We start from the raw sequence: 12472 nt of genomic DNA, 5'->3' as shown, positions 1-12472 counted from the left end.
TCCACCTCGCCTTATCAGGGTTATTGTCTTTCGAACCAGGCGCGCAGCTGCGCTTCAAGTTCGTTGATGTCGATGATGTTGTTAATCACCACCAGCTGGCTTTCCGGGACGCTGGCGCTGGCCGCAATGTCTTTTGCCATCACGAAAAGATCGGCCGCGCCCGGCGTGGCCGAGGAGAGATCGGAATGTTCAACCTCAGCCTCAATCTCCAGCTTTTTGAGCACCTTTTTAATATTCATTTCGACCATAAAACTGCTGCCCAGGCCGGAACCGCAAATAGCCATGATTTTCATTGTTGTCCCCTTATTTTGAGTAGAGCACGCCCCATCACGCTGTCGCGTAATGTTGTGAATAATCGGATTAAAGAATTAAATCAGAAGCGGTCAATAATCGTTTTAATTTCCTCCAGGGTATTCGCCTGATGCAGTTTCTCCATATCCTCGTCGCTGGAAAATAATTCTGCGAGTGCGGATATCATTTCGATATGGCTATGTTTATCCGGTGCCGCGAGCATAATAATCACATCGACAGGGTCAAACTCACCAGCACCAAACGAGACGCCCTGTTTTAGTTTTAATAAAGACAACCCCAGTCCTTTGGCGCCTTCCTCCGGCCGCGCATGCGGCATCGCCAGCCCTGGTGCCAGCACATAATAGGGTCCTAACGCGTGGTGCTGCTGGATGATGGCCGTGACGTATTCAGGCTCAATCACCTGCAAATCCTGAAGCGGCTTCGCGCACAGCTCCAGCGCCTGCGGCCAGTTTTCCACGCTATCCTGCAGCGTGATGGTTGTATCATATATCCATTTTTTGAGCACTTTTCACTCCCGCTACCCGCTAAAGATGAGCAAACTTTATTCAACACATCGCTGGATGACTGCGATCGCGATCACAAAGATAGCGCTACCAATACTTAACATCCAGAAATGTGATAGCGCTATCAAATTGCAATCACGGCGCTAAATCACAGCAAAAAAAGGGATTTAAGGCGTATACTGCCTGTCACGTGAAGCGAAGGAAATGAAGAACGCGTCTGGTCAGCAGGAAGGTGTATGTCTCTAACCCGAAAACGGCGCAGTACTGGTAAAGTGACACTCGCCGATGTCGCACAGCTTGCCGGTGTGGGCACGATGACCGTGTCCCGTGCACTCCGCACGCCCGAACAGGTTTCCGATAAACTACGTGAAAAAATTGAAGCTGCCGTGCAGGAGCTGGGCTATATGCCTAATCTTGCCGCCAGCGCGCTTGCCTCGGCGTCGTCGTGGACGATAGCCATGGTGGTGCCTAACCTCTCCGAAGCTGGCTGCTCGGAGATGTTCGCCGGGCTACAGCAGGTGCTACAGCCTGCCGGGTATCAGATCATGCTGGCAGAATCCCAGCATCGCCTGGAGCAGGAGGAGAAGTTGCTGGAGACGCTGCTGGCGTCGAATATTGCCGCCGCTATCCTGCTCAGCGTTGAACATACCGATACCGTTCGCCACTGGCTGAAAAACGCCTCCATTCCGGTGATGGAGATGGGCGCCATGCGCGCCGACCCGATTGATATGAATATCGGGATTGATAACGTAGCGGCCATGTATGAACTCACGGAAATGGTGATTAAGCGCGGCTACCAAAATATTGGTCTGCTGTGCGCCAACCAGGAGCAGTGGATTTTCCAGCAGCATTTGCAGGGCTGGTACAAAGCCATGCTTCGCCACCATATGTCGCCGACCCGTGTGATTAACGCGGCGATGCCGCCAAGCTTCTCGACAGGCGCGGCACAGCTGCCTGAATTCCTGCTGGCGTGGCCGGAGCTGGATGCGCTGGTATGCGTCTCAGATGAGCTGGCCTGCGGGGCGCTGTACGAGTGCCAGCGCAGGCGAATCAAGGTGCCGGACGACCTGGCGGTGGTAGGTTTTGGCGATAGCGACGTGAGCCGCGTCTGTCAGCCGCCGCTGACGACGATGGCGGTGCCGCATCGTAAGATTGGAATTGAAGCCGGGAAAGCGTTGCTGGAGCGTCTGAATGACGGTGACTGGCGCGATCAAAAGCCCATCGCGTCCAGTCTGTGTCTGAGAGAAAGTTGCTGAATATTACTCAGCCTCTTCCTCTTTCTCTGATTTGGTCGATTCGTTTTTGGCGTTGCGGGTCATCCACAGCGCCAGCGCTTTTAACGAATCCGGCGTGAACTCGTCGCAGCGCGCGGTGATCTCTTCCGGCGTCATCCAGCTGACTTCACTCACCTCTTCTTCCTGCAGAGCGAACGGCCCGTGGGAGACGCAGCTAAACAGCCCGCCCCAGACGCGGCAGTTTTCGTCTTCGAAATAGAACTGGCCGTGCTCGGCAAACGGCACGCCGGCGATACCTAACTCTTCTTCCGCTTCTCGACGCGCGGAATCCAGCAGCACTTCATCTGCCTGGACAACACCGCCTGCGGTGGCATCCAGCATACCCGGGAGAAAATCTTTGGTGTCCGTGCGGCGCTGGACCAGAATTTTGCCCATACCGTCATGCACAACGATGTACGTTGCGCGGTGGCGCAGACGCTCCGCACGCATTTGTTCGCGGCTGGCCTGCGCGATCACTTCATTCTCTTCGCTGACAATGTCAACCCACTCTGTACTTGCCAAATGACTCTGCTCCACCATCGGAAAACCTTCTTTTCTAAGCGCTCTTTCGGCGCGTTTGCAGTTGAGGTGTAACTTACGGATTAATCGCTATCTGCGCAATAACTTGCTGATCATTAAGTGCGATAACGCGCAGGGTATTTCCATCCAGCATGCCATAGCTCGCTGGATAACCGCCTTTCGGTATGCTGACCGATCCCGGGTTGAAGTGATAAATCTCACCGCGCTTTTCAGCAACCGGAATATGAGTATGACCGTAAACCAGGACATCGCCAGCCGCGAGCGCCGGGAGATTATCCGGGCTAAAAAGATGCCCGTGCGTCAGGAACAGGCGGCTTTGTTCCAGCAGCACCTGCTGCCATGGCGCGGTAAGGGGAAAATGCAGCAGCATCTGGTCCACTTCGCTGTCGCAGTTGCCGCGAACGGCGATGATTCGCGAGGCGTACGGGTTGAGCTTTTCCGCGACCTGCGCCGGAGCGTAGCCCTCCGGCAGCGCGTTGCGCGGGCCGTGGTTGAGCACATCCCCCAGAATAATCAGCCACTGCGCGCCGCTTTGTGCAAACAGGGAAAGGACACGCTCGGTAGCGGGCAGAGATCCATGGATATCCGACGCAAACATCAGTTTCATCAGTCACTCCTCGGGAAAACAGACTGCCCCCATCATACCTGAAGCGTCCGGGCTTATCAGCCCGCGCGCCTGGCAGATAGTGCCACATAGCGCTGCACGGAGGCGCGCTGCCACTGAAACGCGGCATAATCCACCAGCAGCTGCGGCACCTCATCGCCGTTGAGGATCAGGCGGTTTAGCATCAACGCAAGATCGGCGTCGGCAATGCACCACTCGCCGAACAGGTTCGGGTTGCCGTGTGCGAGGAGCGAGGTGGCGGTTTCAATGAGTTTTTGCGCGCTTTCGGTGCCTTCTGCGCTGAGCGCTGGCTTTTTCACCCCGGCGAACACGACGTCCGTTGAGCGTTCTACGCGAATTGGCACCAGATCGCTTCGCAGCCACGCCTGGATCTGCCGCGCCCGCGCGCGTTTTTGCAGGTCGTGAGGATAGATGCGCTCCCACTCGGGCGGCGCGAACCTATCTTCCAGATATTCATCAATCGCCGACGACTCGCTCAGGGCAAAACCGTCAATCTCCAGCACCGGCACGCGTCGGGTCAGGTCGTAACCCTGCCACTGTGGCTTGAGATGTTCACCGCCGTCGAGATCAACGGTCTTCAGCGTAAAAGTGAGTCCTTTTTCGGCCAGCGCAACGTATACGCTCATTACATAGGGAGAAAAGAAATTCGCATCGGACCACAACGTGATTACGGGCTGGTTCATAACATCCTCATCGGCTGATCGGGTTTTTACTCAACATATAATCTCTTTGCCTCGCTGTCACTTGATGAAAACTCACGATTTACAACAACCACCTATACTCATTTGTCATGGCACCACTATTCGCATGGACAGGAGTTGAGAATGATCGACCTTTATTACGCCCCTACCCCAAACGGCCATAAGATCACCCTCTTTCTTGAAGAAGCCGAACTGGATTACAGGATCATTCGCGTGGATATCAGCAAAGGCGAACAGTTCAGCCCTCTCTTTCTGGCTATCTCGCCGAATAATAAAATCCCGGCCATTATTGATAACCAGCCGGCCGACGGGGGCAGGCCGCTGAGCCTGTTTGAATCCGGTGAAATTTTGCTCTACCTGGCGGAGAAAACCGGCAAACTGCTGAGCGGCGAACTGCGCGAGCGTCACCATACCCTGCAGTGGCTCTTCTGGCAGGCAAGCGGGCTGGGGCCCATGCTGGGACAAAATCATCATTTTACCGCTTACGCCCCGCAGCCTATTCCTTACGCGATAGAACGCTATCAGGTTGAGACTCAACGGCTCTATGACGTTCTGAACCGTCGGCTGAAGAAAACGCCGTGGCTCGGGGGCGATCATTACAGTATTGCCGATATCGCCTGCTGGCCGTGGGTGAATACGCATGAAAAACACCGAATTGACCTGGCCGCTTACCCGGCGGTGAATAACTGGTTTGAGCGCATTCGGACCCGCCCGGCCACCGAGCGGGCGATGCAAAAAATCCAGCAGATTTAACCCTCTATGAGGCTGGGTACCCGCGAGCCTCTCATGTATGATGAGCGTGAAATACTGACACGGAGAAGACCTGCAATGTCACAGCCAGACGCCATTATTCGCATAAAAAATTTACGCCTGCGTACCTTCATCGGTATCAAAGAGGAAGAGATCGCCAACCGTCAGGATATTGTCATTAACGTGGTAATTCACTATCCCGCAGACAAAGCGCGGGCCAGCGAAGACATCAACGACGCGCTGAACTACCGCACAATAACCAAAAACATCATTCAGTACGTGGAGAATAACCGCTTCTCTCTGCTGGAAAAATTAACTCAGGATGTGCTCGATATCGCACGCGAACATCACTGGGTCACTTATGCTGAAGTTGAGATCGATAAACTTCACGCCCTGCGCTACGCCGATTCCGTCTCCATGACGTTAAGCTGGCGGCGCCAGGCGTAAACCTGGAGGTTGTATGAAGATTTTGCTGACCGGCGGTACAGGCCTGATTGGTCGTCACCTCATTGCGCGTCTGCAGGCCTTGCATCACGACATTACCGTGGTCACGCGCAGCCCGGAGAAAGCGCGTCAGGTGCTGGGGGCGGGTGTCGATATCTGGAAAAATCTGGCCGATCAGCAAAATCTGGACGGCTTCGACGCCGTCATTAACCTCGCGGGTGAACCCATCGCCGATAAACGCTGGACGGAAGAGCAAAAACAGCTGTTATGCAGCAGCCGGTGGAACATCACCGAAAAGCTGGTCGAGCTGATCCGCAACAGCCACACGCCGCCTTCCGTGCTGATTTCGGGTTCCGCAGTGGGTTATTACGGCGATCTTGGCGAGGTGGTGGTGACCGAGGAAGAGCCGCCCCATAACGAGTTTACCCACAAACTCTGCGCCCAGTGGGAGCGTATCGCCAGTGCGGCGCAAAGCGATAGAACCCGCGTCTGCCTGCTGCGGACCGGTGTCGTTCTGGCGCCGAAAGGCGGCATCCTGGCGAAGATGCTTCCCCCTTTCAGGCTCGGACTCGGCGGCCCCATTGGTAATGGCCGTCAGTATATGGCCTGGATCCATATCGACGATATGGTCAACGGGATTCTCTGGCTGCTGGATAACGATCTGCGCGGGCCGTTCAATATGGTTGCACCATATCCGGTGCGTAATGAACAGTTTGCTCACGCACTGGGGCATGCCCTGCACCGTCCGGCAATTTTGCGCGTGCCTGCCACGGTCATTCGTCTGCTGATGGGTGAAGCGTCTGTTCTGGTATTAGGCGGACAGAGAGCGCTGCCAAAACGACTGGAAGCGGCCGGGTTTGTGTTCCGCTGGTATGAATTAGAAGAGGCGCTGGGGGATGTGGTGGGGTGAATATGGTACAGTGACAGGCCGTGTTCCGAAGATATGGCGTAACAATGGCAACCATCACCACACCCCGGCTTTACCTCACCCCTTTCGAACCCTCTGACTGGGCGTTCTTCCGCTCGCTGCGTGAAGATCGCGCCATCATGCGCTATATGGCCGCCATCGCCCCGGAAAAAGAGACCCGACGCGTGTTTGCCGCGCGACTCGCTGCTGCTCATGTGTTTGTTATTCGCGCCCGGGATGATGATACGCCGCTGGGCGATATCGGCCTGCAAATCAGCGCAGAGAATCGTGAAGAGGCGGATATCGGCTATACGGTTGTGCCTGCCGCGCAGGGAAAAGGGATTGCCAGCGAGGCGCTGCGCGCGGTGTGTGATTATGCGTTCAACCAGACCGGCGTAAAGGCGATTAACGCGTACGTCCTGGCGGACAACGGCGGTTCGGTGCGCGTGCTGGAGAAAGCAGGGTTTGTGCGTACGCAGGTGCTGGAAAAGGCGTATGAAATTGACGGCGTGCGCTATGACGACTGGGTGTATCGACTGGAGTGCGGTGCGGTCTGATACCCTCACCCCGCCCCTCTCCCACAGGGAGAGGGAGAACATCCAGCCCGCAGGCTCGGTAAGCGAAGCGCCACCGGGCGATTGGGCTGCACTGCGGGCTGATGCCCTCTTTACTTCAGAGATCCTTTGAGGAACTGCTGCAGGCGCGGGCTTTGCGGGTTCGCCAGCACCTCGTCCGGGTGGCCCTGCTCTTCAATTTTCCCCTGATGCAGGAAGATAACGTGGTTCGAGACGTTACGGGCGAAGCCCATCTCGTGCGTCACCACCACCATCGTTTTGCCCTCTTCGGCCAGCTTCTGCATGATGCGCAGCACTTCGCCGACGAGTTCAGGGTCCAGCGCGGAAGTCGGTTCGTCAAACAGCAGCACTTCGGGCTCCATCGCCAGCGCGCGCGCGATAGAGACACGCTGCTGCTGACCGCCGGAGAGATGCACCGGGTATTTCATCTGCTGGCGCTCGTCGATACCCACTTTCGCCAGGTATTTCACCGCACGCTCGCGGGCTTCCTGCTTGCTCAGACCCAGCACCTGGATCGGCGCTTCCATCACGTTCTCCAGCACCGTCATGTGGCTCCAGAGGTTGAAGTGCTGGAACACCATCGTCAGGCGCGTACGCAGCAGGCGCAGCTGGTGTTTATCCGCGACCTTCAGCTGGCCGTCTTTGTCACGGACCAGGTTAATATTCTGCCCGCTCACCACAATCGAGCCTTCGCTCGGCTTTTCGAGGAAGTTAATGCAGCGCAGGAAGGTACTTTTACCCGAGCCGGATGAGCCGATGATACTGATTACATCGCCTGCGTTAGCCTGCAGCGACACCCCTTTCAGCACTTCATGTTCGCCGTAGCGTTTGTGCAAATCAATAACGTTTAATTTGTTCTCAGCCATCATCTTTCTCAGTGCGTCGAAGAAGGTTTTATATGCTGCAACCAGCGTTTTTCAGCCTTACGGAACAGGCTAATCAGAACATAAGAGATAATTAAATAAAGCACCGCCGCAATGCCAAACGCGGTAAACGGCTGATAGGTCGCGGAGTTAATATCGCGCGCGATTTTGAGCAGATCCGGCACCGTCGCGGTAAAGGCGAGCGCGGTAGAGTGCAGCATCAAAATCACTTCGTTACTGTACGCCGGTAACGCGATACGCAGCGCCGACGGCAGAATAATGCAGCGATAAAGCTTCACTGAGGAAAAGCCGTACGCGCGCGCCGCTTCAATCTCACCGTAAGGGACAGAGCGAATTGCCCCGGCGAAAATCTCGGTGGTGTAGGCGCAGGTGTTGAGCGTCAATGCCAGCACCGTACAGTTCAGGCCGCTGCGGAAGAACGCATTCAGCATCTCAGTGCCTTTTACGATCTCAAGCGTGTACATCCCCGAATAGAACACCAGCAGCTGCACGTACAGCGGCGTACCGCGAAACACGTAGGTAAACAGCCAGATCGGGAACTGGATAAATTTATTGTTCGATACGCGGCCGATGGCAAGAAACACCGCCAGAACGCCGCCCATCACCACGGAGGAGATCAGCAGCCAGAGCGTAATCGCCACGCCGGTAAAGCGGTAGCCGTCCGTCCACAGCAGCGATTTCCAGTATTCCTGAATAATCTCAATCACAGGTCAGCCCTCTTCACACCCACGGAGTAGCGACGCTCGAGCAGAAGCAGCACACCATTGGAGACGGTCGTAAAGACCAGATAAATCACGCCGCAGACCACCGCAAAGTAGAACGGCTCCCAGGTGCTCTTGCCCGCCAGCTGAGTCGCTTTTACGACGTCTTCCAGACCGAGCAGCGAGACCAGCGCTGTCGCTTTGAGGATAACCTGCCAGTTGTTGCCGATGCCCGGGAGCGCATAACGCATCATGGCCGGGAACATAATCCGACGAAACGTTTGTGAAGAGGTAAAACCAAATGCGGTTGCCGCCTCAATGTGGCCTTTCGGCACGGCCATGTAGGCACCACGGAAGGTTTCGGTGAAGTAGGCACCGTAGATAAAACCGAGGGTAATAATACCGGCCACCATCGGGTCGATATCAATTTGTCCCATGCCCATCGCGTCCGTTACGCTGTTCAGCGCAATCTGCAGACCGTAAAAGATAAGCAGCATCAGCACCAGATCGGGAACGCCGCGAATAATCGTGGTGTAGCCTTCAAATATGAGCGCCAGCGGTTTGTTAGCCGAAAGCTTCGCCCCTGCGCCCGCCAGACCTATCAGCACCGCCAGCACCACGGAGCTGATAGCCAGCTCAAGGGTGACAAGCGCGCCCTGTAAAATAACGCCAGAAAATCCGTACAGCATACCGCGAGCCCTGTCGTATCGTGAGTGGTGGAACCGTGTCTTTTCCCCTCCCACAGCGGGAGGGGCCGCACGTTATTTGACGGGGCGATTAGCCGCCGTAAACATTAAAATCAAAGTACTTTTTCGCCAGCTTGTCGTAGGTGCCGTCAGCGCGCATTTCAGCAAACGCTTTGTTCAGCGCCTCACGCAGCTCGTTGTCTTCTTTGCGCAGGCCCATACCGGTGCCCACACCAAACAACTTCACGTCCTTAATAGACGGGCCGCCAAACTTGTAATCTTTACCCACCGGCGTTTTCAGGAAGCCTTCGCTCGCCGCGACTTCATCCTGGAATGCCGCATCAATTCGGCCTGCCGTCAGGTCAGCGTAGATATTTTCCTGGCCCTGATAGGAGACGATTTCAATCCCCTTCGGCGCCCAGTGTTCGTTGCCGTAGGTTTCCTGTGTGGTGCCCTGCAGCACGCCGACGCGTTTGCCTTTCAGCGACTCCAGCGTTGGCTGAATGTCAGAATCTTTAGCCACCACCAGACGAGAATCGGCCGCGTAGAGTTTGTCGGTGAAGGCAATCTCCTGCTGGCGTTTTTCGGTGATGGAGAGCGAGGACATGATTACGTCGATTTTTTTCGCTTTCAGGGACGGGATCAGCGCATCCAGCGGGTTCTCAACGTAGGTACACTGTGCTTTGATGCGTTTGCACAGCTCATTGGCCAGATCGATGTCAAAACCGACCAGTTCACCCTTTGAATTCTTCGATTCGAAAGGCGCATAGGTTGGATCGGTACCAATCCGAATTTTCTGCGGAATGGCTGCGAATGCCGCGGTGGCACTGGAAAAGGCCAGCACCAGAGATAGTGACAACACGAGTTTTTTCATATTTGTCCTCAACAAACTGTCTTCATACGGGATTTTTACGACGACGGGGTGGTGCTAATGTGCCATCAATCCCCTCTGTCAGGCAAAGACTAATGCCCTTCAGGCGGGAATTTTTGCATTATAAATGCGTAAGTATGCACAAGGCGATCCAATACGGTGCAACAAATGCACCGCATTGGATCAACCGCTCCCGCAACGCACCTTTGCGGTGCGTTAGCGCCAGGTATTATTCACCGTATACGTTGAAGTCGAAGTATTTCTTCGCCAGTTTGTCGTAAGTCCCGTCTTTACGCAGCTCTGCAAAGGCTTTGTCGAAGGCGGCTTTCAGCTCGGTATCATCCTTGCGCAGGCCAATACCTGTGCCGTCACCAAAGTATTTTTTGTCTTTTACCGACGGGCCCGCAAACGCATAATCTTTACCCGCAGGCTGTTTCAGGAAGCCTTCGCTCGCGGCGACTTCATCCTGGAATGCCGCATCCAGACGGCCTGCGGCCAGGTCAGAGTAAATCAGATCCTGGTTCTGGTAAGCCACCACGTCTACGCCCTTCTCACGCCAGTTAGCATTGGCATAACCTTCCTGCGTCGATCCCTGAAGTACGCCGACGTGTTTGCCCTTCAGCGAATCGATGGTTGGCTTAATCGGGGAACCTTTCGCGGCAATCAGACGAGAATCCGCGGCGTAGAGCTTGTCAGAGAAGGCAATCTCCTGCTGGCGTTTTTCGGTGATGGAGAGAGAAGAGATAATGGCGTCGATTTTCTTGGCTTTCAGCGACGGGATTAACGCGTCAAAGTCGCTGCCCACCCATGTGCATTTCACCGCAATGCGTTTGCACATTTCATTTCCCAGATCGATATCAAACCCCACGAAATCGCCTTTCGCATCCTTGGAAGAGAATGGCGCGTAGGTTGCGTCTGTACCGATACGAACCGTCTGTGGAAGCGCTGCGTAGCTACCTGCCGCCGCACTTAACCCCACGAGCAAAGACAGAGCCAGAACCGTCTTCTTCATACATTTACCCTCAAGTACCGTGATTTTATTATGTATTGTGTTGTGTGTTGTGTTGCAGGCTTCATCTTGCAGGTCTTATGCCACATTGCCGTCTGGTCAAAACTTCGACGTTAAATATGTTAATAAAACGTTGCGATATTGCCTTAATGGTGAAAGATAGCAGGTCTGCCGAACGAACCGGAAAGAGAAAAAGGGAAAAAACGAATTAAATGTCGAGGATATGATCGCCGTTGCATAATTGCCCTGAAACAGGGCAATGTCTCTTTTCATGCACTCTGTTTGTGCACAGAATCAGGCCCCTTGCCAGCGGGTGAAGAGATCTTCGGGCAGGTCGATGTCAAACTGATCCAGCACGCGGTTAACGGTCTGATTAATCACGTCATCCAGCGAGGTCGGGCGATGATAAAACGCTGGAACCGGCGGCATGATGATGGCCCCAAGTTCGGCGGCCTGGGTCATTAAACGCAGATGACCGAGATGCAGCGGCGTTTCCCGCACGCAGAGCACAAGAGGACGACGCTCCTTCAGCACCACATCCGCCGCGCGCGTCACCAGGGTGTCGGTATAGCTGTTCACAATGCCGGAGAGCGTTTTAATTGAACAGGGCAGGATAACCATGCCGGCCGTTTTAAACGAGCCTGAGGAGATGCTGGCGGCGATATCACGGGCATCGTGGACCACGTCCGCCTGTGCCTGAACATCGCGCAGGGAGAGATCGGTTTCCAGAGAGAGGGTCTGCCGCGCCGCCTGGCTCATCACCAGATGGGTCTCGACTTCCGCCACGTTACGCAGAACCTGTAACAGACGTACGCCGTAAATCGCGCCGCTGGCGCCGCTGAGCCCAACAATGAGTCGTTTCATGATTTTCGCCCTTACTGATTTCAGGGCAGACTGTGCAGGATTTTGCGGGGAGTTGCAAGTGAGGGCATAAGCCCTCACTTGCCGGAGCATCAACCTTCGTTGTGCATCTCTAAGCTTTCGAGATCGTTCTGCAGCTGAACGGCTTTCGCATCGTCGTTGCGCAGCGAATCAAGATAGTCGAGGTACTGCTGGTCAACGTCTTTGGTCACGTAAATACCGTTGAACACGGAACATTCAAACTGCTGGATTTCCGGGTTCTCGGCACGCACCGCGTCGATGAGATCGTTCAGATCCTGGAAAATCAGGCCGTCGGCACCGATGATCTGGCGAATTTCATCCACTTCACGCCCGTGAGCGATCAGCTCGTTGGCGGTTGGCATATCGATGCCGTACACGTTCGGGAAGCGAATCTCCGGCGCGGCAGAGGCCAGGTAAACTTTCTTCGCACCCGCTTCGCGCGCCATCTCGATAATCTGCTCAGAGGTGGTGCCGCGAACGATGGAGTCATCCACCAGCAGAACGTTCTTGTCGCGGAATTCCGCGCGGTTGGCGTTCAGCTTGCGGCGCACTGACTTACGGCGCAGGTGCTGGCCCGGCATGATAAAGGTGCGGCCAACGTAGCGGTTCTTCACGAAGCCCTGACGGTATGGCTTGTCCAGAATGCGGGCGATCTCCAGCGCTATATCGCAGGAGGTTTCCGGGATAGGAATAACCACGTCGATGTCGAGATCGTCCCACTCGCGGGCAATCTTCTCGCCCAGCTTGGTACCCATGTTCACGCGCGCGCTGTAGACGGAAATCTTATCGATGAAGGAATCCGGGCGGG

17 protein-coding genes are annotated in these 12472 nt (G+C 55.2%); 5 read left to right on the top strand and 12 right to left on the bottom strand.

The genetic code is table 11. The features are described 5' to 3' along the window. Positions 1–20: 20 nt before the first annotated feature. Positions 21–293, bottom strand: a complete 273-nt coding sequence (locus tag DEO48_RS19715; RefSeq protein ID WP_003861447.1) for a PTS sugar transporter subunit IIB — start codon at positions 291–293, stop codon at positions 21–23. Between the two features lie 80 nt (positions 294–373). Then, positions 374–817 (bottom strand): PTS sugar transporter subunit IIA, encoded by a 444-nt coding sequence (locus DEO48_RS19710; RefSeq protein WP_109846076.1) that lies wholly within the window; start codon positions 815–817, stop codon positions 374–376. 234 nt (positions 818–1051) lie between these two features. Here DEO48_RS19710 and DEO48_RS19705 point away from each other — a divergent pair, with 234 nt between their 5' ends. Beyond that, complete coding sequence (locus DEO48_RS19705) at positions 1052–2071, top strand: LacI family DNA-binding transcriptional regulator (RefSeq protein ID WP_023312550.1); 1020 nt, start codon at positions 1052–1054, stop codon at positions 2069–2071. Positions 2072–2074: 3 nt separating this feature from the next. On the opposite strand, the gene yfcD is transcribed toward DEO48_RS19705, so the two are convergent. Genes yfcD through yfcF form a run of 3 tightly spaced genes read right to left on the bottom strand, consistent with a single transcriptional unit; the run spans position 2075 to position 3937 of the window. Then, a complete protein-coding gene (gene yfcD / locus DEO48_RS19700) occupies positions 2075–2629 on the bottom strand; it encodes an NUDIX hydrolase YfcD (protein ID WP_023312551.1) in 555 nt (184 codons plus the stop codon). A gap of 55 nt (positions 2630–2684) precedes the next feature. Next, positions 2685–3236, bottom strand: a complete 552-nt coding sequence (gene yfcE / locus DEO48_RS19695) for a phosphodiesterase (protein WP_146198308.1) — start codon at positions 3234–3236, stop codon at positions 2685–2687. A 56-nt stretch (positions 3237–3292) separates the two neighbouring features. Next, a complete protein-coding gene (gene yfcF, locus DEO48_RS19690; RefSeq protein WP_109846074.1) occupies positions 3293–3937 on the bottom strand; it encodes a glutathione transferase in 645 nt (214 codons plus the stop codon). Between the two features lie 141 nt (positions 3938–4078). Here yfcF and yfcG point away from each other — a divergent pair, with 141 nt between their 5' ends. From yfcG to DEO48_RS19670, 4 genes are all read left to right on the top strand, one after another. Next, positions 4079–4708 carry a GSH-dependent disulfide bond oxidoreductase gene (gene yfcG / locus DEO48_RS19685; RefSeq protein ID WP_023312554.1) on the top strand — a complete coding sequence of 210 codons (630 nt, stop codon included), beginning with the start codon at positions 4079–4081 and terminating at the stop codon, positions 4706–4708. 75 nt (positions 4709–4783) lie between these two features. Continuing rightward, positions 4784–5152 carry a dihydroneopterin triphosphate 2'-epimerase gene (gene folX / locus DEO48_RS19680; RefSeq protein ID WP_023312555.1) on the top strand — a complete coding sequence of 123 codons (369 nt, stop codon included), beginning with the start codon at positions 4784–4786 and terminating at the stop codon, positions 5150–5152. Positions 5153–5165: 13 nt separating this feature from the next. Next, positions 5166–6059 carry a TIGR01777 family oxidoreductase gene (locus DEO48_RS19675; protein ID WP_109846073.1) on the top strand — a complete coding sequence of 298 codons (894 nt, stop codon included), beginning with the start codon at positions 5166–5168 and terminating at the stop codon, positions 6057–6059. A gap of 44 nt (positions 6060–6103) precedes the next feature. After that, positions 6104–6613, top strand: coding sequence for a GNAT family N-acetyltransferase (locus tag DEO48_RS19670; RefSeq protein ID WP_109846072.1), 510 nt, complete (start codon positions 6104–6106; stop codon positions 6611–6613). A 110-nt stretch (positions 6614–6723) separates the two neighbouring features. Here the strand turns inward: DEO48_RS19670 and hisP are convergent, their stop codons facing one another. From hisP to DEO48_RS19635, 7 genes are all read right to left on the bottom strand, one after another. After that, entirely contained in the window at positions 6724–7497 is a 774-nt protein-coding gene (gene hisP / locus DEO48_RS19665; protein ID WP_023312558.1) for a histidine ABC transporter ATP-binding protein HisP, read from the bottom strand. A gap of 8 nt (positions 7498–7505) precedes the next feature. Next, positions 7506–8222 (bottom strand): ABC transporter permease, encoded by a 717-nt coding sequence (locus tag DEO48_RS19660; protein WP_014071132.1) that lies wholly within the window; start codon positions 8220–8222, stop codon positions 7506–7508. Then, the gene (locus DEO48_RS19655; RefSeq protein ID WP_109846071.1) at positions 8219–8905 is read right to left on the bottom strand and encodes a histidine ABC transporter permease HisQ; all 687 of its coding nucleotides are present in this window, start codon (positions 8903–8905) and stop codon (positions 8219–8221) included. The genes DEO48_RS19660 and DEO48_RS19655 overlap by 4 nt, the downstream gene beginning before the upstream one ends. Before the next feature lie 88 nt (positions 8906–8993). Beyond that, positions 8994–9776 carry a histidine ABC transporter substrate-binding protein HisJ gene (gene hisJ, locus DEO48_RS19650; RefSeq protein WP_109846070.1) on the bottom strand — a complete coding sequence of 261 codons (783 nt, stop codon included), beginning with the start codon at positions 9774–9776 and terminating at the stop codon, positions 8994–8996. A 226-nt stretch (positions 9777–10002) separates the two neighbouring features. Continuing rightward, positions 10003–10785, bottom strand: a complete 783-nt coding sequence (argT, locus tag DEO48_RS19645; RefSeq protein ID WP_047174239.1) for a lysine/arginine/ornithine ABC transporter substrate-binding protein ArgT — start codon at positions 10783–10785, stop codon at positions 10003–10005. A gap of 291 nt (positions 10786–11076) precedes the next feature. Beyond that, positions 11077–11646 (bottom strand): UbiX family flavin prenyltransferase, encoded by a 570-nt coding sequence (locus DEO48_RS19640; protein ID WP_109846069.1) that lies wholly within the window; start codon positions 11644–11646, stop codon positions 11077–11079. Positions 11647–11735: 89 nt separating this feature from the next. Then, positions 11736–12472: amidophosphoribosyltransferase (locus DEO48_RS19635; RefSeq protein ID WP_258306124.1), on the bottom strand; the 737-nt coding region annotated here is incomplete at its 5' end.

This window comes from Enterobacter sp. CGMCC 5087, from assembly GCF_003144775.1.
Lineage (GTDB): Bacteria > Pseudomonadota > Gammaproteobacteria > Enterobacterales > Enterobacteriaceae > Enterobacter > Enterobacter cloacae_M.
This window is presented reverse-complemented; position numbering and strand designations above follow the sequence as displayed.